Source organism: Actinosynnema sp. NPDC050436 (assembly GCF_040655415.1).
Classification (GTDB): Bacteria; Actinomycetota; Actinomycetes; order Mycobacteriales; family Pseudonocardiaceae; genus Actinosynnema.
The window spans coordinates 76393-101608 of record NZ_JBFAJV010000002.1 but is presented as its reverse complement, the minus strand read 5'-3'; the positions used below and the strand labels follow the sequence as shown (position 1 = coordinate 101608).

Genomic DNA, 25216 nt, shown 5'->3' with positions numbered 1-25216 from the left:
GCGGCCCCCGGTGGGGCGGCTCAAAAGGCGGGAGCGCTCAACGGCACGGACTCCACGGAGTCGGCCTGGCGGGGCACGGTGGCGGGTCTGGCAAGTCTCGCCGCCACCGCCTGCTCGGTGAGGGCGCGGATCTCCGCGAGGATGTCCAGGTGTTCCTGGGACGGGGGCGGACCCACCAGGTTCGAGTGGTTGAACGCGGTGCGTTCGGCGCGGCGTGCCAGGTTCTGGATGCGCCGGATCAGGTCCGATTCCCGTTCGTGAGGCGTAGAGCGCCGTTGCTCAGTCACCCCGGAAGCGTTCACCTCACGCCGGGTGAACGTAAATCACCTGGTAGTGCGAACTTCACTGGGTCATCCCAGCTACCCGAACGCACCCGGTCGAAACGCCCCCATCGTGCGACTCAAGCCCCTGACCGTGCGCCGGAACCGCAAGGGCGCAACGGAACACCCCCAGGCACATACCTGCCCTGCGCTGCGACGTGACCGAAGTGCACCACCGGAATCGACCATTTGGCCGTGCCCCGAAACGGTGAAGCAGAGGTTTCGACTCGCTGCGACCCACGGTGACCGGGGTCGCCCGCACGGCGGTAGCTCGAAACGGTCCCTACCAGGATGATCCCAAGACCCGAAGCAACCTGAGCACCACTCACATCTGTGGAGCCCTTTCGGCGCTCGACATCTGCATCGAGCAAGTCCGCGCCAAGCGCCCTTGGCTGATGCAGCACGGTATCCGAGGCGCATGTGTCTCCTTCGCACCAGGGCGAGAACCGCGCGGCATGGTTGCGCCTGCCGGCTAGCGCGCCTTGGCCCGGCCTGGTGGTTCTGCCAAGATGTGACTGCCTGTGCCTCGGAAATGTCGATCAGCTTGCCGCAGCCCGCGCCCCGATGCCAGGTCGAACCGAATGAAATCGAGGGCGTGCCACAGCACACTCCCAGGTCGAAAGTGTTCTCCCCGCGCACGCGGGGGTGATCCTTCCACTCCGTCCCGAAAGTTGCGGGCACCTCTGCTCTCCCCGCTCAGGCGGGGGTGGTCCTGTGTCGTGCGCGCCCGTGTCCATCAGCTCGTCGTTCTCCCCGCTCAGCGGGGGTGATCGGGCACGGAAGCAGGTGGAGGACTCCCGGCGGACTTCGCCGGTGGCGTAGGCGATGACGTGCCTGGGGGTTCGAGTACAGGCCGACCAGTGTCGCCACCTCCACCTGGGCACCCGCCTCCTCCTCGACCTCGCACACCACCGCTTCGACACGAAAGCCGTCGACGGAACTCTCACCACCAGACCCGACCGGACCTGTGACCGGGAACACTGCAAATCCACCGCCACAAGGGCACCGCCGAGCGCCCGACCTGCGGGAATGCGAAGTGTTTAGCCAACGATTAGCGACACGCGCCACGTTTTGCCGGATACCAGGTGAAGTGGACACGGGGCCACGAGTAGGCTGCTTTGGTCCGATCGGGGGACGAACCAGACTGTGGGGGTTACCAAGTGTCACTCACGCCGATCTACGACGACCTGCTGCGCGAGTTCGAAGGCATCATCGAGGCCAGCGCGGACATCGAGGCCGACGCCATCCCGGCCGACGCTGCTCCCGCTGTGGAGGACGTCAAGAGCACGCCGGATGTGAAGGCCGGCTGAGCGGGCGTCACAAGCACCAAGGGGTGCGTCGCAAGCACCAGGGGGTCGAGACCGCGTACGGCGCTGTTTCCGGGGGGCGGAAACAGCGCCGTTGACGTTTCCGGTGCTCTGCTCGAAAGCAACCGGGAAGCGAGCACTCAGTATCCGAGCATCAGCCCGGCTGTTGCAGCAGGTCGGACGGCACCGGCTCGTCCTTCTCCAGGGCACCGAACAGGCGCAGCGCGTTCTGCCGGTCCCACTGCACCACCGACCCCGCACCGGGCACGGTCGGGGTGCCGCCCACCGGCACCGTCACGTTGTCCACGCCGCCGCCCATGCCGAACGCCATCCCCGCCAGGTGGTGCAGGTGGTCGCCCTCGTTGACCGAGATCGAGTCGGTCGCCGCGAACAGCAGCGGGAACGCGCGGAACGGGTTGGCCAAGGTGCCGAAGCTGGTGGCCTTGTCCGACAGCGCCGACAGGAACTCGCGCTGGTTCTGCACGCGCTGGAGGTCCGCCGTGGCGAATGCCCGGGTCCGCACGAAGCCCAGCGCCTGCGCGCCGTTCAGCTCCTGGGGGCAGCCCGGCTGGAGGTCGAGGCCGGCCAGCGGGTCGTTCATCGGCTCCTTGATGCACAGGTCCACGCCGCCCACGGCGTCCACGATGCCCGCGAACCCGCCGAAGCCGATCTCCATGTAGTGGTCGATGCGCAGACCCGTGGCGCCCTCGACGGTCTGGGTCAGCAGCGGTGCACCGCCGAGCGCGAACGCCGCGTTGATCTTGTTCTTGCCGTTGCCCGGGATGTCCACATAGGAGTCCCGGGGCACGCTCACCAACGTCGACTTCCCCGATCCCTCGGGGATGTGCAGGACCATGATGGTGTCCGTGCGGCGCCCGCCCGCGTCCCCCGTGGACAGCTCGGACTTCTGCTCCTCGGTCAGGTCGTCGCGCGCGTCCGAGCCGACCAGCAGCCAGTTGGTGCCGGGTGTGTCGGCGGGCCTGCCCTCGTAGTCGGGCAGGGCGTCCAGGCGGCGCAGCGACGAGTCCACGTAGACCCACATGCCGACCGCGAAGGCCAGCAACAAGACCAGGACGGCCAGGACGATCCGCCCGATGCGCGGTTTGCGGCGCTTCGGCGCGGGCCGGTAGCCGCCCCTCTGCTGGTAGCCCTGGTGGTAGCCGGCGCTCATGTCAGCGACCCCGATCCCGTGTGTCGGCAACTGCTCGCACCTATAGACGCGGTGTGAGGCGAGAGGTTGCCAGCCTAGTGCTCGGGCGGCAGCACCAGGGTGCGCAGCAGGTGCTCCAGCGCCGCCTCCGGGTCGTCGGTGAGGCCGGTGTGCGCGGGCGAGGTCTGGATGATCGTGCTGCGCGGCGCGGTCAGCCAGCGGAACCGCTGGCCGGGGGTGGTCCGCGACACCGGGCCCGCCTCCGGGTGGCCGTCGCAGGACACCCCGAGGTGGGCGAGGTTCGCCTTCAGCAGCTCGACGTCCAGGAACGGGTCGAGCGCGCGCAGCCGCTGCTCGTCGACGTGCACGCGCGCGCCCAGGAAACCCAGCGGCGCGCAGTAGACCAGCACGCCGACGTTGACGAACTCGCCGCGTTCCTGCCGGGGCACCGCGCGCAGCAGCGCGTACTCAAACACGTGCGGCACGGGCTTCCTCCAGGGCGTCCACCCAGGCGCGCGGCTGCGCCAGGCGGGTCGTGAAGAACCGGGTGTACGCGGCGCGGACCCGCTCCGGGGTCTCGAACGCCTCGTCCTGCGCCAGCCACTCGTCGGGCACCAGGGCCAGCACCTCGGCGAGCACGTCGGGCGTGATCCGCGCGGACAGCTCGGCGTCGACCTCGGCCAGGGGGCCGGCGAAGGGCAGCATCAGGTGGTCGGCGGCGTCGAACCGGTAGGTCGCGGCCGGGAACCGCTCCGGGTTCCACGAGTGGTGGAAGTACAGCGCGGCGCCGTGGTCGATCAGCCACAGCTCGCGGTGCCACAGCAGGGTGTTGGGGTTGCGCCAACTGCGGTCGACGTTCAGCGCCAGGGCGTCCAGCCACAGCAGCCGGGTGGCGAGGTCGGCCGACGGCTCGCGCACCGCCGGGTTGTAGTCGAACGAGCCGGGCAGGTAGTCCAGCCCGAGGTTCACGCCCCCGCTGGCCCGCAGCAGCTCCTGGACCTCCTGGTCGGGCTCGGCGCGGGCCAGCTCGGGGTCCAGGTCGACCAGCACGACCTCCGGCACCCGGAAGCCCAGCCGGCGGGCCAGCTCGCCCACCACGACCTCCGCGATCAGCGCTTTGACGCCCTGACCCGCGCCCCGGAACTTGAGCACGTACATGCCGAGGTCGTCGGCCTCGACCAGGCCGGGCAGCGAGCCGCCCTCGCGGAAGGGGGTGACGTAGCGGGTGGCCGCGACCCGGCGCAGCCCGTTCGTGTCTTTCACGTCGGGCATCATCGCCGGTCGCGGCCGATCACCGCCAACGGGTTACCCGGTGGGCCGGTCCGGGGCGCGGTCGGCGGCCGGGTGCGCCGTCACGGCACCGCGCGCTCCAGCACCGGCAGGTAGCCGCTGCGGTGGCCGGTCGCGTTCGGGTGGTAGGAGTTGCGGACCGGGATCGACACGTCGTTGACCCACGGGTCGGAGCCGCAGACGCCGTGCCCGGCGAACGCCTCCCGCACGTCGCCGAAGGTGAACCCCTTGGACTCGGCCCAGGTCCGCTCCACCTCGTCGAGGGTGTCCGCCGCCCGGTTGAGCGCCTCGCGCTGCTTGGGCGTCATCAGGCAGCGGCCGGAGGGCTCGAACAGCCTCGGGTACCCGAGCACGACCACGCGGGCGGCGGTCCGCTCGCGCACCGCCGCGCCGACCTGCTCCAGCTTGGCGGGCAGCTCGTCGCGGACGAACCGCTCGGCGGCGACCACCCGCGCCTCGCAGGTCGAGTCCGAGCCCAGGGCGCAGGTCCTCATCACGTCGGCGAAGCCCGCGTCGTTGCCGCCGACCGTCAGCGTCACCAGGGACGTCTCCGGTGTGATCTGCTCGGTCTGCCGCAGGACCTCGGCCGTCGTCGCCCCGGTGCACGCGGCGAAGACGAGCGAGAACCCGCGCGCCGCCGCGAACAGCTCGGGGTGGGCGGCGGGGCTGCGCCCGCACGCCTCGCGGTGCGCGCCGACCCCCGCCGCGTAGGAGTCGCCGAGGGCGACGTACTCCGGAGCGACGGGGGTCGGCGCGGGGATCAGTGCCGCGACCATCAGTGCTGCCAACAGGTTCATGCGTACGGCGTACCACTGTGGACGGTCGTGGCGGGGAAAGTTCCCCCTACAGGGCGACGCACACCGGGATGGGTGCCGGGAAGGTGCTCGTGTGCTTGAGCTTCCCGGTCGCCTTGTCCACCGCGAACGTGGTCACCGTGTTGGAGTTCTGGTTGGCCGCGAACAGCAGCCCGCCGGTCGGGTCCAACGCGATGTGCCGGGGGAACTCGCCGCCGACCGGCGTGGCCTCCAGCAGCCGCAGCGACGCGCCGTCGCGCTCCACCGCGAACACCGCCACGCTGTCGTGCCCCCGGTTGGACACGTACGCGAACCGCCCGTCCGCCGACACGACGACCTCCGCCGGGTAGTTGCGCGGCGTGGTCGGTGCGCCCGGGGGCAGCGTGCCGAGCTTCTGGCCCGGCGTGAGCACGCCGTTCGCGTAGGACGCCACGACGACCGTGGAGTCCAGCTCGTCGGCGATGTAGGCGTACCGCCCGTTCGGGTGGAACGCCAGGTGCCGGGGTCCGGCGCCGGGGTGCAGCCGGGCGGTGCCGACGCGGGTCAGCCTGCCCTGCTCCAGCCGGTAGGAGAACACCGCGTCCGCGCCGAGGTCGACGGCGAGCACGAACGCGCCCGCCGGGTCGGCCAGCACCTGGTGCGCGTGCGGGCCTTCCTGGCGGTCCGGGTCCGGTCCGGACCCCTTGTGCCGGACCAGGTCGGTCCTCGGGCCGAGCCCGCCGTCCGCCCGGACCGGGTGCACCGACACGCTGCCGGAACTGTAGTTCGCGGCCAGCACGTGCCCCTGGTGCAGCACCAGGTGGCACGGGTCCGCGCCGCCGGTGCTCTGCGTGTTGATCACCTTGGGCACCCCGTTCGCGCCGACCTCCAGCGCGGTCACGGTCCCCTTGGACTGCTCGTTCACCGCGTAGACGCGCCTGCCCGCGTTGATCACGAACGACGGGTTGGGCACGCCCGCGACCACGCCGGTCGACCTCAGCCGGCCGGTGGCCGCGTCGTAGGAGGCCAGCCCCAGGCCGGGGCCGCCGCCCGCCCAGGTGGTGTAGGTGCCCAGGTAGACGCGGACCTCCGCGCGTGCTTCGGCGACACCTTCGGTCATCAGCAACCCCGCTCCAACACCCACGGCCCCCAGGAACCGCCGCCTGTCCACATTCACGCCAGACCTCCGCTCCACACGAGCCCGCGGCGTGCCCCACAGTGGACTAGACCACGGCGGGAGGGCAATAGGTGCAACGGATATTGCGTCTAGCGCAACGGATCAGTCTCCTGGAGGCGAGCCAATTCGACCACCGGATCGTACGAGGGCTCGGGGAACACCGGTGCCACCTCCCGAAGCGCCTCCAGCAGCACCCGGGCCACCGCCCAGTTCCGGTACCACTTGCGGTCGGCGGGAATCGCGTACCACGGGGCGGCCGGCGTCGAGCACTTCGCCAGAGCGTCTTGATAGGCGGCCTGGTACCGGGAGAACTCGGCCCGCACGTCCACGTCGTGCGGGTTGTACTTCCAGCGCTTGGCCGGGTTCTCCAAGCGCTCCACCAGCCGCTCCCGCTGCTTGTCCGGCGAGATGTGCAGGTAGCACTTCACCAGCGCGACGCCGGCGTCGACCAGCTCCGCCTCGAAGTCGTTGATCAGCCGGTAGCGCCGCCGCCACTCGGCGGCCGGAACCAGCCCGTCGACCCGCGCGACGAGCACGTCCTCGTAGTGCGAGCGGTCGAACACGCCGATCATTCCCGGCGCGGGCACCTGCCGCCGGATCCGCCACAGGAAGTCGTGCCGCAGCTCGGCCCTGGTCGGCTTCTTGAACGAGGCGATGTGCAGGCCCTGGGGGTTCACCAGGCCGGCGACGTGCCGGATCACCCCGCCCTTGCCGGAGGTGTCCATGCCCTGGAGCACCAGCAGCACCCGCCGCCGCCCGCCGCCGGTGCCCTCGGCGTAGAGCGCCTCCTGGAGGGCGTCCAGCTCGGCGCCGACCTTCGCCAGGTCGGCGGCGGCGGCGTCCTTCGACCGGGGGCCGACCGGCCGGCCCGCCGGGTCGAGGCGGGCGATGTCGAAGCCGTCGGGGTCCACCCGCAGCGCGTCCCGGACCGACTCCACCTGCGCGGACTTCTTGGCCATCGTCGGACTGTAACCGGGTGATCCACACCCCGCCCGCTGCGCAACGGATCGCCGCACCAATCCCCAACTGCGCAACGAATACACCAAGTACGCAACACTCAACGGATGAAATCGCCGTGACAGGCCCTTTAGCCTGGTGACATGTCCACCGTCGCCGCTCCCGCCGCGCAGCAGTTCATCGCACTCGACGAGCAGTGGAGCACGCACAACTACCACCCGCTGCCGATCGTGATCTCCCACGGCGAGGGCACCTGGGTGACCGACGTCGAGGGCCGCCGCTACCTCGACTTCCTGTCCGGCTACTCGTCGCTCAACTTCGGCCACCGGCACCCCGACCTGGTGGCCGCCGCCGTCGCGCAGCTCGACCGGGTGACCTTGACCAGCCGCGCGTTCCACCACGACCAGTTCGGCCTGTTCTGCCGCGAGCTCGCCGAGCTGACCGGCACCGAGATGGTGCTGGCGATGAACTCCGGCGCGGAGGCCGTGGAGTCCGCGATCAAGGTCGCCCGCAAGTGGGCCTACCAGGTCAAGGGCGTGCCCGAGGGCACCGCCGAGATCGTCGTGGCCGGCTCCAACTTCCACGGCCGCACCACCACGATCGTGTCGTTCTCCACCGACGACACCGCGCGCGCCGACTTCGGTCCCTTCACCCCCGGCTTCCGGGTGGTCGAGTACGGCGACCTCGACGCGGTGCGCGACGCGATCGGCCCGAGGACGGCCGCCGTGCTGATCGAGCCCATCCAGGGCGAGGCGGGCGTCGTCGTGCCGCCGGCCGGCTACCTCGCGGGCATCCGCGCGCTGTGCGACGAGCACCGGGCGCTGTTCATCGCCGACGAGATCCAGTCCGGCCTGGGCCGCACCGGCGAGCTGCTCGCGCTGGACCACGACGGCGTGCGCGCCGACCTCTACACCCTGGGCAAGGCGCTGGGCGGCGGCATCGTGCCGGTGTCCGCCGTGGTCGGCCGCCGGGACGTGCTCGGCGTGCTCAAGCCCGGCGAGCACGGCTCGACGTTCGGCGGCAACCCGCTGGCGTGCGCGGTCGGCCGGGCCGTCGTGCGGCTGCTGGCGACCGGGGAGTTCCAGCGGCGCTCGCGCGAGCTGGGCGAGCGGCTGCACGGCCGGCTCGGCGGGCTGGTCGGCCGGGGTGTCGCCGAGGTGCGCGGCCGGGGCCTGTGGGCGGGCGTCGAGATCGCGCCCGGCGGGCCGCGCGGCCGGGAGGCGTCCGAGGCGCTGGCCCGGCTCGGCGTGCTGTGCAAGGAGACCCAGGACACCACGCTGCGGGTCGCGCCGCCGCTGGTGATCACCGAGGCCGAGCTCGACCACGGCCTGGACGCGATCGAGCGCGTGCTCGGCAGGTAGCCCGACCGGTGGCGTGGGCGACCTCCGCGACCCGCTCGCGCCACCACTGTTCGCCATCGCCCGGACACGGCAGGTGGCGACCGCGCCCGATTTGCACGGACAGACCGATTGCGCAGGTCACAGGCTTGCCACGGGGCCGTATCCCGCGCGCCGCACGGGCATCATTCCCGGTATGGGAGAACACAGGCGGGCCGAAGCGGCCGTCGCGCTGGGACGGTGGACCGAACCCGACGAGGTCCTGGCGCAGGGCCGGCGGCTGCGCGCGGCGGTGCCGCACGAGGCGCACCGGGCGGCCACCCCCGCACCGGACCGGCCGTCGGTCGTCGAGTACGTCGAGGCGTCCAACGAGGGCAGGCTGCCGCACCTGGTGCCGTTGCGCGTCGGACGGATGCTGGCGTCGCCGTTCGCGTTCTTCCGGGGCAGCGCGGGCCTGATGGCGGGCGACCTCGCGGTGGGGCCGCGCAGCGGGCTGGACGCGCAGCTGTGCGGTGACGCGCACGCGGCCAACTTCGGCCTGTACGGCACGCCCGACGGCCAGATCGTCATGGACATCAACGACTTCGACGAGACCCTGCCCGGCCCGTGGGAGTGGGACCTCAAGCGGCTGGTCACCTCGCTGGTGCTGGCCGGGCGCGAGGGCGGCGTGTCCGAGCGGGGCTGCCGGGACGCGGCGGGCGACGCGGTGCGGGCCTACCGCGGCGCGGCCCGGCACCTGGCGGAGGTCCCGTTCCTGGAGTCGTGGAGCGCGCTGGGCGACGAGTCGGTGCTGTCCAAGGCGAAGGCCGAGGACCTGACCGACGAGTTCAGCAAGGCCGCGTCCAAGGCGCGCAGGAACACCAGCGCCAAGGTCGCCGCGAAGTGGACCCGCCGGGAGGGCGGGCACTGGCGGTTCGTCGCCGACCCGCCCGTGCTGACCCGGATACCGGAGGACGAGGCGCGGTCCGTGGTCGACGCGCTGCCGTCCTACGTGGACACGCTGCGCGAGTCGCGTTACAACCTGATCATGCGCTACGGGGTGTCCGACGTGGCGTTCCGGGTGGTCGGCACCGGCAGCGTCGGGCTGCGCAACTACCTGGTCCTGCTGCACGGCAACGGCGACGAGGCGCTGGTCCTCCAGGTCAAGGAGGCCAGGCGCTCCGCGCTCGCGCCGTTCCTGGACGTGCCGGAGGCCAGGCACGAGGGCAAGCGGGTCGTGCACGGCGCGCGGCTCGTGCAGGCCGAGACCGACATCCTGCTGGGCTGGACCACGATCGGCGGCCGGCACTTCATCGTCCGCCAGTTCCGCAACCGCAAGGGCGAGATCGACGCGACCCGGCTCAAGCGCGAGGACCTGGACGACTACGGCCGGTTCGCCGGGGCGCTGCTGGCGCGGGCGCACTCCCGCTCGGTGGACCCGAGGCTGCTCGCCGGGTACTGCGCGGGCGGCGACGGGCTGGACGACGCGTTCACCCGGTTCGCGGTGGACTACGCCGACCGGACCGCCGACGACCACGAGCAGTTGGTGAAGGCGGTCGAGTCCGGGCGGCTGACCGCCCACGTCGAGTAGCGCCGGGCGGTCTCCCCCGCCGAGAGCGCCATTACGGCGAACGGCCTATCGGAACCATTTCCAGAACGGTTCCCGACCGCAATTGTGCGGCCTTTCCCGGTGACTGGATGACCATTCGCACACGGCCGGGAACGGTCCGTGAACGCTTTCGCGGGAAGTCGCTCCGACCGGTAATTTAAGGGCTGGTCCCGAATCCCCATCGAGAGGCGGTCGGAGTGATCTCTCGCAGGCACCTGCTGGTGGCTGCCGGGTCGAGCCTGGCAGTGGCGGCAACGGGTTGCGGCGCGGTGGCCAAGACGGTGGCCGCCGAACCGGCGCAGATGTGGCTCTCGGCATTGGGCACGGCGCTCACCGCCGAGTTGGCGGGAACGCTGACGGAAGCCGGCAAGTGGGTATTCGAGAAAGCGTGGGAGCAATGGGCCGAACCCACGCGCAACGTGTGGGACCAGCAGCAGAGCGAGGGCTTCGGGTTCATCGGGACGACCGTCTACGGGCACGTGATCCCGGAGACCACCCTGGTGAGCTTCCACCGGGAGGCCAAGGTCGACCGGCAGTCCGACCGGCTCGGCTGCGTCCGCGCCACCGGCGAGGCGATCGTGCTGGAGAACTGGGCGTGGCGCGGCCTGATGGCCTTCATCAAGGCCGAGGTCGGGGAGAAGGAGGACAAGGACCGCGTGCACCTGATGCAACTGCTCGCCAAGACCGTCATGCCGCACGGCGCGGCGGTGCCCGCCAAGACACCGATGAAGACCGTCGAGTACGTGAACTACCCGGCCCGTGACGGCGGCGTGGAGATCGTCAAGTTCACCGACGGCGGCAAGGCCAAGGTGACCGTGACCGCCTCCGGCTACCACAGCGACGCGGCGGGCTCCCCCACGACGGCGACCTTCGACCTGGTGTGACCGGACCCGGGCCGGACGCCGCGCGCGCCCGGCCCGGCGGGGTCACCGCGCGCGGCGGACCCGCTGCTCGTCCCACACCGGCTCGTCGGACTCCACCACCTCGCCGTCCGATCGGAACACCAGGAAGCGGTCGAAGGTGCGGGCGAACCAGCGGTCGTGGGTGACCGCCACGACCGTCCCGGTGAACTCGTCCAGCGCCGACTGCAACGCCTCCGCCGAGTTCAGGTCCAGGTTGTCGGTGGGCTCGTCGAGCAGCAGCAGGGTCGCGCCCGACAGCTCCAGCAGCAGCACCTGGAACCGCGCCTGCTGGCCGCCGGACAGGGTCTCGAACCGCTGGTCGCCGGACTTGGCCAGGCCGTAGCGGTCCAGCACCGCCATCGCCGCGCCCCGGTCCTTGCCCGACCGGCCGTCCTCGCCGTGCCACAGCACGTCGACCAGCGTCCGGCCGATCCACTCCGGGTGCTGGTGGGTCTGCGCGAACAGCCCCGGCGCGACCCGCGCGCCCAGCTTCCACGCCCCGGAGTGCGCCACCTCGCCGCCGCCCAGCAGCCGCAGGAAGTGGCTCTTGCCCGAGCCGTTCGAGCCGAGCACCGCCACCCGGTCGCCGAAGAACACCTCCAGGTCGAACGGCTTCATCAACCCGGTCAGCTCCAGGTCCGCGCAGGTGATCGCGCGCACGCCGGTCCGGCCGCCGCGCAGCCGGGGCGCGACCCGCTCGTCGGTGGGCAGCTCCGGCGGCGGCCCGGCCTCCTCGAACCGCGCCAGCCGGGTCTGCATCGCCCGGTACTTCGCCGCCATCACCTCGCTGATCCGGGCCTGCACCTGGAGCGTCCGGACCAGCTCCTTGAGCCGGGCGTGCTCCTCGTCCCACCGCCGGTGCTGCTCGGCGAGCCGCTCGACCCGGGCCGCGCGGGCGGCGTGCCAGGTGCCGAACGAGCCGCTGTGCGTCCACGCCGAGTGCGCCTCGACCGTCACCACCTGGGTTGCCGCCACGTCCAGCAGCTCGCGGTCGTGGCTGACCAGCAGGACCGCCTTGGCCGTGTCGGTGAGCCGCTCCTCCAGCCACCGCTTGCCGGGCACGTCCAGGTAGTTGTCCGGCTCGTCGAGCAGCAGCACCTGCTCCGGCCCGCGCAGCAGCGCCTCCAGCACCAGCCGCTTCTGCTCGCCGCCGGACAGCGTGCGCACCTCGCGGAACCGGGCCCGGTCGAACGGGACGCCGAGCGCGGCCACGGTCACCGTGTCCCAGAGCACCTCGGCGTCGTAGCCGCCCACCTCGCCCCACCCGGTCAGGGCCTCCGCGTACCGCATCTGGGTCGGCTCGTCGTCGTTCTCCATCAACGCCAGCTCGACCTCGTCCAAGCGGGTCGCGGCCTCCCGCAGCGGCCGGGGCGACGCCGCCAGCAGCAGGTCGCGCACCGTGCTGCCGTCCCGGACCGACCCGACGAACTGCGGCATCACGCCCAGCCCGCCCTGCACCCGCACGCTGCCCGCGCTCGGCGCCAGCTCACCCGACAGGATGCGCAGCAGGGTCGTCTTGCCGACGCCGTTCGCGCCGACCAGGGCCACCACGGCACCCGCGCCGACTTTGAACGACACGTCGCGGAACAGCTCGCGTCCGTCGGGCAGGCGGTAGGCGAGGCCGTTCGAGTCCAGGAATCCCACCCGCGCATGGTCCCCCGGCGTCGTCCCGCGAAGCCACCGGGTTTGCGTATCAGAGGCCCCCTCCCGGTGCTCCTTAGGGCACGAACACCATTCTGGGGAGGGTTCGATGACCACGGTCGAGAGGGCGCGGCTGGTCGCGGCACAGCTGGGAGTGCTGGTCACGGTGGGTGCGCTGCCGTTCCCGGCGGCCGGCGTGCGGCTGTCCGACGAGCCCGTGCCGGTGTGCGACGAGACGGGCGAGGTGCTGCTGTGGCGGCACGCCGCCGGCGACGGGTACGTGGACGTCGCCGCCCGGCCGGGCCTGGGCGCACCGCTGGTGGCGGTGGTGCCGGAGGGCCGGGTCGAGCCGGCGCGGACCTCGGCGCGGCCGGTGGTGTCCGCCGCCGCGCGGATTGCCGACGAGGAGCGCTACCGCCAGCGCGTGCAGGACCTGGCGCACCTGGCGCAGGTGCTCAAGGTGACCGAGCCCGTCGTGCGGCAGTTCGACCGGGGCCTGGTCGAGGAGGTGCTCCGGCCGCGCGTGGACACCCGGGAGCTGAGCCTGTGCGGGCGGCCGTTCCGGCAGGAGACCGCCGAGTGGGCGACGGCGGCGTGCGTGCAGGTGGTGCTGGACTTCTACCGGTACCGGTACGACCAGGAGCGGTTGGCCGAGGAACTGGGGCTGGGCACCGAGGAGCACCCGGTGCCCGGCGACGAGCACGACGTCGCGCCGGCGCTGGAGACGCTGACCGGGAAGGCGCTGACCGCCGAGCTGACCCCGACGCCCACGTTCGCCGAGTACCGGTCCGAGGTGCGCGAGTGGCGGCCGTCGATCAGCTTCGTGCCCGGTCACGCGCGCGTGGTCACCGGGTACACGCGGATGAGTTCGCTGCGGCTGATCGGCGCGAGCTTCGCGGGCCTGCTCGTGCAGGACCCCTGGGAGGGTGGCGCGCGGTGGGAGAACTACGACGCGACGACGATCGTCGGCACGTGCACCGCGCGCGTCAACCTCATCCCGTGAGGAGCTGGGAGGCTGTCCGGAGGGTCGGTGAGGGGCGGTTCAGCGGAGCGTGAAACCGCGCAGCAGCAACGTGATCGCCGCGCAGCCGATCGACAGCAGGGCGGAACCGACGACGCCCAGGGTCATCAGGAGCAGACCGAGGGCGGCGAAGGTGGCCGCGAGGGCGTAGGTGACGACGGGGTGGCGAGGGCGACCGCTGACCAGCACGTCGGCCAGTCCCGGCTCCTCCACGGCGAGTCTGTGCTCTATCTCGTTGAGCGTCCGGCGCTCCGCTTCGCTCATCACCAGTCATGGATACCCGGCGGCCACCCCGCGAAACCAGCGCCCGAGGTCTCCGGCAGGTCCACCTGGGGGCTGGTTTCGAGGTACGCCGGAAGGGTGGTCCGGCTACCTCGAAAGGGCTACCAGGCGGGACACCGCGCGCAGGTACTTCTTGCGGTAGCCGCCGCGCAGCATCTCCTCGGTGAACAGCTCCGACAGCGCGGCGCCGGACACCGCGACCGGGATGTCGCGGTCGTAGAGCCGGTCGCCCAGCGCCACCAGCCGCAGCGCCACCGCCTGGTCCGGCGCGGGCGTGACACCGCGCAGGTGCACCGCCGTCACGCCGTCGAGCAGCCGCCCGTAGCGCGACGGGTGCAGCCGGGCCAGCCGCGCGCACAGCTCCGCGAAATCGTCCAGCGTGGACCCGGGCGTGCCCTCGGCCCGCGCCGCCAGCTCGTCGTCGGACACCGGGTCCGGCGCGTCCGGCAGGCCCCGGTGCCGGTAGTCCGGACCGTCCACCCGCACCACGGTGAACTTCGCCGACATCGACTGGATCTCGCGCAGGAAGTCCGCCGCCGCGAACCGGCCCTCGCCCAGCTTGTCCGGCAGCGTGTTCGACGTCGCCGCGACCGCCACGCCCGCCGCCACCAGCTCCTTGATCAACCGGGTCACCAGCATCGTGTCGCCGGGGTCGTCCAGCTCGAACTCGTCGACCGCCAGCAGCTTGTGCCCGGACAGCCGGTCGACCGCCTCGGCGAACCCGAGCGCGCCGACCAGGTTCGTCAGCTCCACGAACGTGCCGTACGCCTTCGGGCCCGGCACCGCGTGCCAGATCGACGCGAGCAGGTGCGTCTTGCCGACGCCGAACCCGCCGTCGAGGTAGAGCCCCGGCTTGTCGTCGCGCTCCTTGCGGAACAGCGAGCCGAACCAGCCCCTCGACCCCTCCGACACGCGCTCGGCGAACGCCCGGCACGCCTCGACCGCCTCGGCCTGGCTCGGCTCGTCGGGGTTCGGCAGGTAGGTGGCGAACCGGACGGCGTCGAACCGGGGCGGCGGGACCATCGCCCCCACCAGTTCGTCCGCCTCCACGTGCGGGTCGCGGTCGGACAGGCGCGGGGCTGACATGCCCGAAGCGTAACGGCGTGCTGGGATGGGCACGTGCAGATGTTGTGGCCGCCACCCCCCGCGAACCCCGACCAGGCAGCCGAGGTCACCGATGCCGACCTGGAACGGCTCTACGACTACCCGCCCGACCTGGACCGCCCGTGGGTGCAGGTCAACTTCGTCGCCGGCGCGGACGGGGCGGTGACCGTCGCCGGCAAGTCCGGCGGCCTGGGCAACCCGGCCGACCGGGAGGTCTTCGCCCTCGGGCGCGACCTGGCCGACGTCGTGCTGGTCGGCGCGGGCACCGCGCTCATCGAGGGCTACCGGGGCGTGCGCGCCGAGGACGTGCGGCAGGACCTGCGCGCCCGGCTCGGCCTCTCGCCGGTCCCGCCGATCGCCGTGGTCACCGCCCGCTGCTCGCTCGAACCCACCTCGCCGCTGATCACCGACACCGCCGCGCGCCCGATCGTGCTGACCACGTCCGCCGCGCCCGCCGAACGCCGCGACGCGCTGAGCGCGGCCGGCGCGGACGTCGTGGTCGCGGGCGACGAGCGGGTCGACGTGCCCACCGCGCTGGCCGCCCTCGACGAGCGCGGGCTGCGCCGGGTCGACTGCGAGGGCGGGCCGACCCTGTTCGGCGCGCTCATCGCCGCGGACCTGGTCGACGCGCTGTGCCTGACCGTCGCCCCGCTCCTCGCCGGCGGCGACGCCGGCCGGATCGCCACCGGCCCGCTGCCCCCCGCGCCGCGCGACCTCGAACTGGCCTCGGTCCTGCGCCACGGGAGCGCGCTGCTGCTGCGGTACCGGCGGGCGGGCGCGTGACGTCGGACCAGCCCCTGCTGGACGCGGCCGTGCGCGGCGACCCGGCGGCGTTCGACGAACTCGTCCGCCGGCACACCGGGCGGATGTACCGGGTGGCGCTGCGGATCGTCGGCGACCCGGTCGAGGCCGAGGACGTCGTGCAGGACGCGTGGATCTCGGCGTGGCGGGCCCTGCCCGGGTTCCGGGGCGACGCGGCCCCGTCCACCTGGCTCTACCGGGTGGTGACCAACGCCGCCCTGGCGCACCTGCGCCGCAAGAAGCCCACCGTGCCGCTGGACTCCGCGCCCGAGCCGCGCGCGGTCGAAGAACCGGAGGCGTCGGTGCTGCGCAACGAGACGGCGGACGTCGTGCTGCGGGCCATCGCCGACCTGGAACCGTCCCAGCGCGTGCCGCTGGTGCTGCGCGAGCTGGAGGGCCTGAGCTACGAGGAGGTCGCCGAGGTGCTGGGCACGGGGGTGCCGGCCTTGCGCGCGCGGCTGCACCGGGCAAGGGTGGCCCTCATGGCGAAGCTGAGGGAGCAGCGATGAGCCCGCTCCCCTGCGGACGTTCGGCGGACGAGCTGGTGGCGTACCTGGCCGACCGCGACGACGATCCGGCGCTGGCCCGGCACGTGGACGGGTGCCCCGACTGCGCGGCGGAACTGGCCGAGCTGGAGCGGCGGTGGTCGGCCGTGCGCGAGACGGCGGTGACCCCCGTGCCGACCCCGCCGGGCCTGGTGAACCGCGTCCTGGCGGCCGTCCACGGCGTCCGCCCGAGGCTGGGCGGCACACCGGTCGAGTTCGGCCAGGAAGGCGGCCGGGTGCGGGTGTCGGAGCGGGCGGTGCTGGCGGTGTGCCGGCAGTTGGCCGTGGACGCGGCGACGCCCCTGGGCCTGCACGTGCGCGGCACGGCGGTGGAGGACGGTCAGCTCCAGGTGCTGGTGACGGCGAAGTACCCGAGCCCGGCGATCACGGCGGCCGACGACCTCCGCACGACCTTGGCGCGCGAGCTGCTGACCCACCTGGGCGACGCGGCTCCCGTGGTGCACGTCCACCTGATCGACATAGCCCCGTGACGCTGCCGTTTGGGCGGACGCCTCTCCCGCATCCCCCATGCGGCGCACTTGAGCTGTGATGCGCATCACAATACCGTGACGTCTTGGACACCGTCCGCATCCGAACCTGTGCAGAACGATTCGCCTGCCGGAGAGGACCGCGCCATGGCCCAGAACACAGCCACCAAGCCCGACACCGCCCCCGCCCGCCTGGCCGACGACACGACGCAGGGCAAGACCACCATCGCGTCGTCCGTGGTGCAGAAGGTCGCCGGGATCGCGGCGCGCGAGATCTCCGGCGTGCACGCCCTGGGCGGCGGCGTCTCCCGGGCGTTCGGTGCGCTGCGCGAGCGGATCCCCGGCGCGGGGACGTCGGCCACGTCCGGGGTGTCGGTCGAGGTCGGCGAGAAGCAGGCGGCGATCGACCTGGACATCGTCGTGGAGTACGGGGCGGGGATCGTCGACCTGGCGCGAGCGGTGCGGCGCAACGTGATCACGGCGGTGGAGCGCATCACCGGCCTGGAGGTCATCGAGGTGAACATCGCGGTGAACGACATCCACCTGCCCGACGAGAACGGCGACAACGAGGAGCAGACCCAGCCCTCGCGCGTCGAGTAGGCCCGGTGCACTCGGCGGAGCAGCACTCGGCGGGCTCGCACGCGGCCGGCTCGCATTCAGCGGGCTCGCACGCGGTGGGCTCGCACTCGGCGGGCTCGCACTCGGCGGAGCGGCACGCGGAAGGCCCGGATACGGCGGCGCAGCACTCGGCGGCGCAGGTCGCGGCAGACCAGCACGCGGCAGACCAGCACGCGGCGGAGCAGATCGAGGCGGCGCTGCTGGCCCACCCGTCGGTGGCCCGCCTCGCAGGCACGTTCGCGTCGTACCTGCCGGGTAAGCGGGTGGTCGGGGTGCGCGCGGAGGAAAGGGTGGGAGTCTCGGTAGTCCTCCACACGAGCGACCGCCCGATCCCGGAAGTCGTAGCGGAATTGCGAACCGTGGTGGCACGCGTGACCGGAAACGTGCCGGTGGACGTGGTCGTGGCAGACTTGGAGGAGCCGTGACCAGGAGAAACGTTCGAACGAATTCCGCCAGACACCCTTCGACCGGGCGAACATCCTCGATTCCGGGCACGATCCGGGAGAGAATTTCGTTGCCGGAAACAAGGAGCGCGGCACTCCCGGCGAAGCAAATGCGCAAGGCCCCCAACACCTCGATCCCCCGACACCCGCCCCTCACTCCACCGAGCCCAGCACCACCTAATCCCGTCCCACCGAGCCGAGCCAGCACGCGGGCAGCAGGCATACGCACCGCAGGCGCGCGGCCGACGACTGGGCGGGCAGCGAGCGCACGGCCAGCAGGCACGCGGCCAGCAGGCACGCGGCCAGGCCAGGAGAGCGGGCGGCGGACGGGCCGACCGGACATCTGGCAGCAGGCGACGAACCTGGGCATCGGCTCACGGCACCGAGGTGGGCGCGTGACAGGGCCTGAGGTGGCGATGCGTGCGCGGGTCCCGGCGCGAGTCGGGACGCGGGACACGGGACACGGGACGACGCGGGACACGGGACGCCGGTCGCAGAGCGAGTCGGGACGCGGGTCGTGGTGAGTGCGGGTGGGTGTGGGAGGTGTCGGGGTTGAGTCGGCGGGCTGAGATTCGGGCGTTCGTTCGGGCCCACCACCCCGACGTCGGGGGTGACCCGGAGGAGTTCGTGCGCGGGTTGGCGGCGTTGCGGGCCGCTGACGCCCGGGGGCGGCATCGCGGTCGGGGGCGGCGGAGCCAGGACGGAGAAGAGCACGGGGAGGAGCACGGGGACCGGGCGGGGGAGGTGGCTCCGGAGGACGGGGAGGAGCGGTTCGATGCGCCCGTTTTCTTCGTGCAGCGGGAGTTCTGGGGAGTGGTTGCGGTTCGGCGGTTGGTTCGGCGGGTGGCCGGGATCGGGAGGGCGGGGTCCCGGCGGGGGCGTGGGCGGCGGGATCTCATCTAGGTTGGGAGTGGGTTATGAGCGGGACTCAGACCGGGTTGTTGGCTGGGCTGGTGCTCGGGTTGGCGGCTGCCAACGGGTTCGGGGCTTTTCTCGTCACGCTTGCCGTCGGGATCATCGGCCTGGTCGTGGGGCGCGTCCTGGACGGTGAGGTCGACCTCGGCGACCTGCTCGGTCGGGGGCGGGACAAGTGAGTCGGCGGGTGCGGTTGCGGACCTTCGTCGTGCCGCTCGACGACTACTACCCGTCCACCCGGGACGGTGACGAGTGGCCGGGCGCTGCGGCGGGTGATCGGGGGTCCTTGGACATTCACTCGTCGGTGTTGCGGAAGATCGCCGGGCGAGCGGTGGCGCTGGTGTCCGGCACCCAGCCGGAGAGTTCGGTCAAGGTGCGGGAGGACTCGGACAGCGTCGACGTCGACGTCCGGCTCGCCCTCCGCTACCCCGCCGACGTCCGGCAGGCCGCCGAGTCCGTGCGCCGCTCCGTCACCGACGAGGTCGAGCGGCTCACCGGCTACCACGTGCGCGACGTCGACGTGACGGTCGCCGCGCTGCGCCTGCCGACCCCGTCCCGGGTGGGGTGACGGCCGTGCGGGCACTCCTGCGCTTCCTGTCGCCGTTCCTCGGGCTGGCCGTCGCCGCCGCCGGGGCACTGCTCATCGCGGACGTCGCGTGGCACTGGAGCGGCAACGGCCACCTCGTCACCCTGCCGCGCGACCTGGCCTGGACCGACGACCGCGTCCGCACCGCCGGCATCGTCGCCGCAGCCGCCGGCTTCCTGCTGCTGCTCCTGGCGATGACCGCGCGCTTCCGCTACGTCCGCCTGCACGACCCGTCCGAGCAGGTCGTCGTCACGACCACCCCGACCGCGCTGGCCCGGGTCGTCGGCAACCGGGTCCGGTCCCAGGACGGGGTGTCGTCGGCGTCGGTCACCGTGTCGCGGCGCAAGGTCCGGGTCCGGGCGACCAGTGCCCTGCACGACGAGGCGTCGCTGCGCCCCCGGCTGCTCGACGTCGTCGGCAAGACGGTCGAGTCGCTGCCGATCGCCAAGCCGCTCAAGGTGTCGGTGGTCGTCAGCTCCCCGAAGGACCGGCACGCCACGCCGCCGGTCGACCGCCGGACGCCCCGGGCCGCGCCCGCGCCGCGTCCGGACGACCGCCTGGCCACGACGAGCACGGAGGCCCGATGATCGCCCGCTCCTACCGCACCGAACGGGTCTGCGCCGCGATCCTCGGCACCATCGCGCTGCTCGTCGGGGCCGGCGCGGTCGTGCTGAACGCCCGCCGCGTCGACCGCCCGCTGCTGGACCAGACCGTCCTGGACTGGGCGCGCGACCACCTGCTGCCGGTCCGGATCGGGGCGTTGGCGCTGGGTCTCGTCCTGGTCGTCGTCGGGTTGCGCTGGGTGTGGCGGGCGGCCACCCCGGAGCGCCACCCGGACCTCACCCTCGACCACGACCTGGTGGTCACCTCGTCCGCGATCGCCGACGCGGTGAAGTCCGATGTGGAGCGGGTGGACGGCGTGACGTCCGCTCGGGTGAAGGTGATCGGCGAGCCGGCGCTGCGGATGAAGCTCACGCTCCGCCAGGGCGCGGACGTCCGCGCGGTGTGGCGGGAGCTGGACGGGGTGCTGGGCCGCGCCCGGGAGACCCTCGGCGTGGCCGTGCTGCCGACCGCGGTGCGGTTGGACCTGGCGGCCCGGCCCCGGCAGCGGGTCCGCTGAGGGGCACGCGTGGGGGCACGCGTGGGGGCACGCGTGGGAGCACGTGCGCGGGAGCCGCTCGCCGGGCAGGATGGCGGCGTGGCGCTCCCGCTGAACCCTCCCGTGCAGCCGATGCTGGCCAACGCGGTGAACGAGATCCCGACCGGCTCGGACTGGGTGTTCGAGCCGAAGTGGGACGGCTACCGCTGCCTGGTGTTCCGCGACGGTGACGAGCTGACCTTGCAGTCGCGCAGCGGCAAGCCGCTCAACCGGTACTTCCCGGAGGCGGTGGCGGCGCTGCTGCGCACGCTGCCGGAACGGGTCGTGGTTGACGGTGAACTGGTCGTGGCCAAGGACGACAAGCTGGACTTCGACGCGCTGTCCGAGCGCATCCACCCGGCGGCCAGCCGGGTCGCGCTGCTGGCCGAGCGGACGCCCGCGAGCTTCGTGGCGTTCGACCTGCTGGCGGTGGGTGACGACGTGCTGCTGGACGAGCCGTGCACCGCGCGCCGGGAGCGGTTGGAGGGCCTGGTGACGCCGGGTGACTCGCTGTACCTGACGCCGGCCACGACCGACGGCGAGCTGGCCCGGCAGTGGTTCGAGCTGTTCGAGGGCGCGGGGCTGGACGGGGTGATCGGCAAGCCCGCCTCGGCCGGGTACTCGCCGGGCAAGCGGACGATGGTCAAGGTCAAGCACCAGCGGACCGCCGAGTGCGTGGTGGCGGGCCTGCGCTGGCACAAGGACACCGAGCCGGGCACGGCGGTCGGGTCGCTGCTGCTCGGGCTGCACGACGACCACGGCGTGCTGCACCACGTGGGTGTCGTCGGGTCGTTCAAGGCTGCCGAGCGGCGGGAGCTGGCGGACGAGTTCCGCGAGCTGATCACCGAAGGTGACCACCCGTGGCTGGTGGAGCCGGACGGTCGGCGGCTGCCGGGTGAGATCAACCGGTGGCGCGGGAAGCACGCGGACTGGGTGCCGTTGCGGCCGGAGCGGGTGCTGGAGATCGCCTACTCGCAGACCGAGGGCGCGGCGCCGGCGCGGTTGCGGCACAACGGCCAGTTCCGGCGGTGGCGGCCGGACCGCACGCCCGAGTCGTGCGGCTACGACCAGCTCGAACAGCCGGCGCGCTACGACGTGGAGTCGGTGCTGCGCGGCGAGGTCAAGCCGGCCTGATCCCGGGCGGACGGGCGCGGAACCCGCGATTCCGGTGACGGTGGCGGGCCGTCCGCGTACCGTGACGGGGCGTGGGGGATGTGAACGCGCTCGTCCAGGAACTCGACGACCGGATGCACACCGACTGCCGCCGGCTCACCGTGTGGCGGCAGGTGCACCGCAGCACCGGCGTGCTCTACACGATCGTGCTGATCCTGGTGCCGGCGGTGCTGGCGGTGGGGTTCACCTCGTCGGAGACGGTGCTGGGCAAGAGCCTGCTGCTGGTGGCGGCGGTGGTGGGCGGGCTGAACGTGACGTTCAAGCCGTACCTGCACAGCCAGAAGCGGCGGGCCGACGTGAACGCGATGCGGCGGCTGCGCGACCGGTTCCGGGGCGAGGTCGCCAAGGCCGACGACGTCATCGCCGTCTACGACCACTACTCGGCCCAGTACGCCGCGATCTTCGAGGCCCGGGGTCGGGAGCTGGTGGACGGCGCGTTGGGCGCGGAGACCCCGGTCGAGCAGACGCCCCCGCAGAACGCACCCGCGCCGGGGCGGAAGGCACCGGAGCCGGACGAGGCGGAGCCCGGCCGCACCAGGCCATGAGCGGACCGGGCGGTGCCTTGGTGGGGTCGGCGGGCGGTGCCTTGGCAGGGTCGGCGGGTGCTGTCTTGGCGGGATCAGCGGGTGAGGCCCGGGGAACGTCAGCAGGGGCCGGGGAAGGTCAGCGGGTGGAGCGGGCGGCGGCGGTCAGGGCCAGGAACTCGTCCACCTGGTAGCGGGCCACCTCGCGGCCGATGAGGTCCAGGGGCAGGTCCGCGGGGCGCTTGAAGCGGATGCAGCTCCTACCCATGTCCAGCTTGCGCCCGGTGGCCTCGAACTCGGCGCGGAACTCCTGCTCGCGCTCGCCGTACGCGCACGTCAGGTACAGGGACAGGTGGTTCTTCTGGGACGCGAGCGCCACGTACGCCAGCGGCTGCCCGTTGTAGGTCTTGCCCGAACGGCTCAGCGGCACCGAGTAGGTGATCATCCCCCACGCCATGCCCTCCTCGTAGCCCTCGGGCAGGTTGGCCAGGATCACCTCCCGCACCTCGGCCACCGCGTCCCGCCGCTCGTCCGGCAGCTCACCGAGGTACTCCTCGACCGTCGCCGCCTCGCTCCGCACCATCTATGCCTCCGGGGGTCGCGCGGTGCGGGTCGCCCCGACCGATGCCAGGACGACGCAGCACACCGCGACCCATTGTGCCGGGAGCAGGGCCTCGTGCAGCACCACCAGCCCGGCTACCGCCGCGACGGCCGGCTCCAGGCTCATCAGGATGCCGAACACGCGCGGCGGGATGCGCCGCAGCGCCTCCAGCTCCAGCGAGTACGGGATGACCGACGACAGCAGCGCCACGGCCAGGCCGGCGATCAGCACGACCGGGTCGAGCAGGGCGGTGCCCGCGTCGACCACGCCGAACGGCAGCACGACCACCGCCGCGAACACCATCGCCAGCGCCAGCCCCCGCCCGTCGGAGGTGCGGCTGCCCAGCGCCGCCGCCAGCAGGATGTAACCGGCCCAGCACACCGCCGCGCCCAGGGCGAACAGCACGCCGGTCAGCTCCAGGCCGCCGTCGGCCCTGGTCAGCAGCAGCACGCCGGCGGCGGCGAGCAGCGCCCACACGCCGTCGAGCCAGCGCCGCGACCCGAGCACGGCCACCGCGAGCGGCCCCAGGAACTCGATGGTGACCGCCGCGCCCAGCGGGATGCGCTCGATGGCCTGGTAGAAGGTCAGGTTCATCGCGCCCAGGACGCCGCCGTACCCGGCGACGACCAGCAGGGTGCGCTTGTCGACCCGGAATGACGGCCGCCACACGACCAGCAGCACCAGGGCGGCCAGCACGAGCCGCAGCGTCACCGTGCCGGCCGACCCGGCCAGGGTGAACAGCTGCTTCGCCACCGCCGCGCCGACCTGGACGCTCACCACGCCGAGCAGCACGAGCGCCGGCGGCGGGATCGCGCCGAACGCGCGCGCGACGGCGGCGACCGGCCCGGAACCGGGGGTCCGCCGCTCGGGGACACCTTCGACGTGCACCATGACCACGTCGGCCATCCTCCCCCGCTCACCGAAGTCTCACCTCGCTTATGTGAGGCTTTGCACCACCCGTCGACCGAGAGTGAGGGGACGACTGTGCCGCGTCGGCGCCACGCCGCCCTGTTGCTGGTGGCCCTGACCGCGCTGGGCGCGTGCAGCGCCGGCCCGTCGTCGCGGCCGGTGATCGCCGTGCACGGCGACGACGACCAGACCCAGGGGTCGGCTCCGACCGGTCCGCGCGAGGTCCCCCCGCTGGAGAACATGAAGTCGTCGCTGACCTGGTCGTCGTGCACCGACGCGACGAAGGCGCGGATGGGTGCGTCGGCCCCGGCGGGCGACCAGCAGTACGAGTGCGCGCGGCTCACCGTGAAGCTGGACGTGCCCAACCGGCCGGGGCGCGGCGCGCTCGGCATGTCGCTGCTGAAGGTCGGCACGGGCGGCAGCGCGCTGGTCGTGGTGGGCGACCCGGACGGCGAGCCGGGGACCGTGAAGGCGGCCCGGATGGCGGCGTCGCTGCCGCCCGCGCTGCTGAGCACGTTCTCGCTGATCGGCGTGGACCGGCGGGGCACCGGCAAGTCGGACGGCGTGCAGTGCGTGCCGGAGGTGGCGCGGGTCGGGATCGTGGAGTCCGATCCGGACAGCCCGTCCCAGGACGCGCTGCTGGAGTCGATCGGGCGGGCGAGCCAGGAGTGCGTGCTGGACCTGGAGAACCGGCTGCCCGCCGTGGACTCGTGGCGCGCGTCGGCGGACCTGGAGCAGTTGCGGGAGGCGTTGGGCACGGCGCACCTCAACGCGATCGGCGTCGGCGACGGGTCGCGGGTGCTGACCCTGTACGCGAGCCGCTACCCGGACCGGGTGGGCCGGGTGGTGTTCGACGGCGCGCCGGACCCGACGCTGGACGTGCCGGGGGTGGCGCAGGCGCAGGCGGTCGCCGCCGAGGAGACGTTCGCGGCGTTCCAGAAGGACTGCGTGATCCGGTCGTGCCCGCTGGGACAGGACGCCACCAAGAGGTTCACGGCGCTGCTCGACGCGTTGCGCGCCAAGAAGATCCGGGGCAACGACCTGGACCTGACGCCCGGCACGGCGGTGTCGGCGGTGCTGGCGGGGTTGGCGGACCGCTCGCGGTGGCCGGCGCTGGCCGACGCGCTGGTGGCCGCCGAGCAGGGCAACGGGGCCCCGCTGACGGACTTCGTGCGCCCGCAGGTGGTGGACCGCGACGAGAACCCGCCGCTGCTCGACCCGGGCATCGTGACCCGGTGCAACGACACCACGACCCGGATACCGCCGGAGCGGGTGAAGAGCATGGCCGACGACTGGCGGACCAAGCACCCGCTGTTCGGGGCCTGGTACGCGCGGCGGCTGCTGCTGTGCGGACCGTTCCCGGTGCCGCCGCTGCCGCAGGTGCCGAAGCTGACCAGCGCGCCGCCGATCCTGGTGGTGAGCACTGCGAACGACCCGGTCACGCCGGTGGGCGGCACCGAGCGGGCGGCCCAGGCGCTGCCGGCAGGCGTGGTGGTCGGTTGGCAGGGTGCCGGGCACGGCGCGCTGGTGCAGTCGGCGTGCGCGACGCAGTCCGCCGTGGATTTCCTGGTGGACGCGAAATTGCCGACCAGTGGCACGGTCTGCCCGCCCTGACAATTGCCGGCC

The 25216-nt window shown here is 72.7% G+C and carries 29 protein-coding genes; 17 read left to right on the top strand and 12 right to left on the bottom strand.

Annotated elements, in window-relative coordinates:
• Positions 1-20: 20 nt before the first annotated feature.
• On the bottom strand, positions 21-287 hold the full coding sequence (locus tag AB0I60_RS04660) for a hypothetical protein (RefSeq protein ID WP_360725854.1): 267 nt from the start codon (positions 285-287) through the stop codon (positions 21-23).
• A gap of 1193 nt (positions 288-1480) precedes the next feature.
• Between AB0I60_RS04660 and AB0I60_RS04655 the strand changes: the two genes are divergently transcribed.
• Positions 1481-1630 (top strand): hypothetical protein, encoded by a 150-nt coding sequence (locus tag AB0I60_RS04655; RefSeq protein WP_360725853.1) that lies wholly within the window; start codon positions 1481-1483, stop codon positions 1628-1630.
• A gap of 151 nt (positions 1631-1781) precedes the next feature.
• Here AB0I60_RS04655 and AB0I60_RS04650 read toward each other — a convergent pair whose 3' ends face one another.
• From AB0I60_RS04650 to AB0I60_RS04625, 6 genes are all read right to left on the bottom strand, one after another.
• Positions 1782-2798 carry an LCP family protein gene (locus AB0I60_RS04650; RefSeq protein ID WP_360725852.1) on the bottom strand — a complete coding sequence of 339 codons (1017 nt, stop codon included), beginning with the start codon at positions 2796-2798 and terminating at the stop codon, positions 1782-1784.
• Positions 2799-2872: 74 nt separating this feature from the next.
• The gene (locus AB0I60_RS04645) at positions 2873-3262 is read right to left on the bottom strand and encodes a DUF3037 domain-containing protein (protein WP_360725851.1); all 390 of its coding nucleotides are present in this window, start codon (positions 3260-3262) and stop codon (positions 2873-2875) included.
• Positions 3246-4040 carry a HipA family kinase gene (locus tag AB0I60_RS04640; RefSeq protein ID WP_360725850.1) on the bottom strand — a complete coding sequence of 265 codons (795 nt, stop codon included), beginning with the start codon at positions 4038-4040 and terminating at the stop codon, positions 3246-3248. The genes AB0I60_RS04645 and AB0I60_RS04640 overlap by 17 nt, the downstream gene beginning before the upstream one ends.
• A gap of 89 nt (positions 4041-4129) precedes the next feature.
• Positions 4130-4864: an SGNH/GDSL hydrolase family protein gene (locus tag AB0I60_RS04635; protein WP_360725849.1), complete on the bottom strand. Its 735-nt coding sequence runs from the start codon at positions 4862-4864 to the stop codon at positions 4130-4132.
• Between the two features lie 46 nt (positions 4865-4910).
• The gene (locus AB0I60_RS04630) at positions 4911-5960 is read right to left on the bottom strand and encodes a lactonase family protein (RefSeq protein WP_360725848.1); all 1050 of its coding nucleotides are present in this window, start codon (positions 5958-5960) and stop codon (positions 4911-4913) included.
• A 146-nt stretch (positions 5961-6106) separates the two neighbouring features.
• Positions 6107-6976, bottom strand: coding sequence for a PPK2 family polyphosphate kinase (locus AB0I60_RS04625; protein ID WP_360725847.1), 870 nt, complete (start codon positions 6974-6976; stop codon positions 6107-6109).
• A 141-nt stretch (positions 6977-7117) separates the two neighbouring features.
• Between AB0I60_RS04625 and rocD the strand changes: the two genes are divergently transcribed.
• The 3 genes from rocD (at position 7118) to AB0I60_RS04610 (ending at position 10783) form a co-directional block, all read left to right on the top strand.
• On the top strand, positions 7118-8335 hold the full coding sequence (rocD, locus tag AB0I60_RS04620; RefSeq protein WP_360725846.1) for an ornithine--oxo-acid transaminase: 1218 nt from the start codon (positions 7118-7120) through the stop codon (positions 8333-8335).
• 172 nt (positions 8336-8507) lie between these two features.
• Positions 8508-9881 (top strand): DUF2252 domain-containing protein, encoded by a 1374-nt coding sequence (locus tag AB0I60_RS04615; protein ID WP_360725845.1) that lies wholly within the window; start codon positions 8508-8510, stop codon positions 9879-9881.
• A gap of 215 nt (positions 9882-10096) precedes the next feature.
• Positions 10097-10783 carry a hypothetical protein gene (locus AB0I60_RS04610; RefSeq protein WP_360725844.1) on the top strand — a complete coding sequence of 229 codons (687 nt, stop codon included), beginning with the start codon at positions 10097-10099 and terminating at the stop codon, positions 10781-10783.
• Between the two features lie 42 nt (positions 10784-10825).
• Here AB0I60_RS04610 and AB0I60_RS04605 read toward each other — a convergent pair whose 3' ends face one another.
• Positions 10826-12445, bottom strand: coding sequence for an ATP-binding cassette domain-containing protein (locus AB0I60_RS04605; protein WP_360725843.1), 1620 nt, complete (start codon positions 12443-12445; stop codon positions 10826-10828).
• A gap of 106 nt (positions 12446-12551) precedes the next feature.
• Here AB0I60_RS04605 and AB0I60_RS04600 point away from each other — a divergent pair, with 106 nt between their 5' ends.
• Positions 12552-13445: a hypothetical protein gene (locus AB0I60_RS04600; protein WP_360725842.1), complete on the top strand. Its 894-nt coding sequence runs from the start codon at positions 12552-12554 to the stop codon at positions 13443-13445.
• Between the two features lie 39 nt (positions 13446-13484).
• On the opposite strand, the gene AB0I60_RS04595 is transcribed toward AB0I60_RS04600, so the two are convergent.
• Together AB0I60_RS04595 and zapE are read right to left on the bottom strand one after the other, a co-directional pair.
• The gene (locus AB0I60_RS04595; protein WP_360726802.1) at positions 13485-13727 is read right to left on the bottom strand and encodes a DUF3040 domain-containing protein; all 243 of its coding nucleotides are present in this window, start codon (positions 13725-13727) and stop codon (positions 13485-13487) included.
• Positions 13728-13832: 105 nt separating this feature from the next.
• Complete coding sequence (gene zapE / locus AB0I60_RS04590; RefSeq protein ID WP_360725841.1) at positions 13833-14831, bottom strand: cell division protein ZapE; 999 nt, start codon at positions 14829-14831, stop codon at positions 13833-13835.
• 39 nt (positions 14832-14870) lie between these two features.
• On the opposite strand from zapE, the gene AB0I60_RS04585 reads away from it, so the two are divergent.
• The 11 genes from AB0I60_RS04585 to AB0I60_RS04535 all read left to right on the top strand — a co-directional run bounded on the left by AB0I60_RS04585 (position 14871) and on the right by AB0I60_RS04535 (position 22101).
• A complete protein-coding gene (locus AB0I60_RS04585; RefSeq protein WP_360726800.1) occupies positions 14871-15632 on the top strand; it encodes a pyrimidine reductase family protein in 762 nt (253 codons plus the stop codon).
• Positions 15629-16159 carry a sigma-70 family RNA polymerase sigma factor gene (locus tag AB0I60_RS04580; protein ID WP_360725840.1) on the top strand — a complete coding sequence of 177 codons (531 nt, stop codon included), beginning with the start codon at positions 15629-15631 and terminating at the stop codon, positions 16157-16159. Before AB0I60_RS04585 ends, AB0I60_RS04580 begins: the two co-directional genes overlap by 4 nt.
• Complete coding sequence (locus tag AB0I60_RS04575) at positions 16156-16686, top strand: hypothetical protein (RefSeq protein WP_360725839.1); 531 nt, start codon at positions 16156-16158, stop codon at positions 16684-16686. Before AB0I60_RS04580 ends, AB0I60_RS04575 begins: the two co-directional genes overlap by 4 nt.
• Before the next feature lie 144 nt (positions 16687-16830).
• Entirely contained in the window at positions 16831-17283 is a 453-nt protein-coding gene (locus AB0I60_RS04570; protein ID WP_360725838.1) for an Asp23/Gls24 family envelope stress response protein, read from the top strand.
• 5 nt (positions 17284-17288) lie between these two features.
• Positions 17289-17726 (top strand): hypothetical protein, encoded by a 438-nt coding sequence (locus AB0I60_RS04565; RefSeq protein ID WP_360725837.1) that lies wholly within the window; start codon positions 17289-17291, stop codon positions 17724-17726.
• A 935-nt stretch (positions 17727-18661) separates the two neighbouring features.
• Complete coding sequence (locus tag AB0I60_RS04560; protein ID WP_360725836.1) at positions 18662-18838, top strand: hypothetical protein; 177 nt, start codon at positions 18662-18664, stop codon at positions 18836-18838.
• Positions 18839-18846: 8 nt separating this feature from the next.
• Positions 18847-19227 carry an Asp23/Gls24 family envelope stress response protein gene (locus AB0I60_RS04555; protein WP_360725835.1) on the top strand — a complete coding sequence of 127 codons (381 nt, stop codon included), beginning with the start codon at positions 18847-18849 and terminating at the stop codon, positions 19225-19227.
• A gap of 5 nt (positions 19228-19232) precedes the next feature.
• A complete protein-coding gene (locus AB0I60_RS04550; RefSeq protein WP_360725834.1) occupies positions 19233-19832 on the top strand; it encodes a DUF6286 domain-containing protein in 600 nt (199 codons plus the stop codon).
• Entirely contained in the window at positions 19829-20365 is a 537-nt protein-coding gene (locus AB0I60_RS04545) for an alkaline shock response membrane anchor protein AmaP (protein WP_360725833.1), read from the top strand. Before AB0I60_RS04550 ends, AB0I60_RS04545 begins: the two co-directional genes overlap by 4 nt.
• Before the next feature lie 78 nt (positions 20366-20443).
• The gene (locus tag AB0I60_RS04540) at positions 20444-21517 is read left to right on the top strand and encodes an ATP-dependent DNA ligase (RefSeq protein WP_360725832.1); all 1074 of its coding nucleotides are present in this window, start codon (positions 20444-20446) and stop codon (positions 21515-21517) included.
• A 71-nt stretch (positions 21518-21588) separates the two neighbouring features.
• Complete coding sequence (locus tag AB0I60_RS04535) at positions 21589-22101, top strand: hypothetical protein (RefSeq protein ID WP_360725831.1); 513 nt, start codon at positions 21589-21591, stop codon at positions 22099-22101.
• 118 nt (positions 22102-22219) lie between these two features.
• Here the strand turns inward: AB0I60_RS04535 and AB0I60_RS04530 are convergent, their stop codons facing one another.
• The gene (locus AB0I60_RS04530; RefSeq protein ID WP_360725830.1) at positions 22220-22663 is read right to left on the bottom strand and encodes a DUF1801 domain-containing protein; all 444 of its coding nucleotides are present in this window, start codon (positions 22661-22663) and stop codon (positions 22220-22222) included.
• Complete coding sequence (locus tag AB0I60_RS04525) at positions 22664-23587, bottom strand: EamA family transporter (RefSeq protein WP_360725829.1); 924 nt, start codon at positions 23585-23587, stop codon at positions 22664-22666.
• A gap of 78 nt (positions 23588-23665) precedes the next feature.
• Between AB0I60_RS04525 and AB0I60_RS04520 the strand changes: the two genes are divergently transcribed.
• Positions 23666-25204 carry an alpha/beta hydrolase gene (locus tag AB0I60_RS04520; RefSeq protein WP_360725828.1) on the top strand — a complete coding sequence of 513 codons (1539 nt, stop codon included), beginning with the start codon at positions 23666-23668 and terminating at the stop codon, positions 25202-25204.
• Positions 25205-25216: the final 12 nt, after the last annotated feature.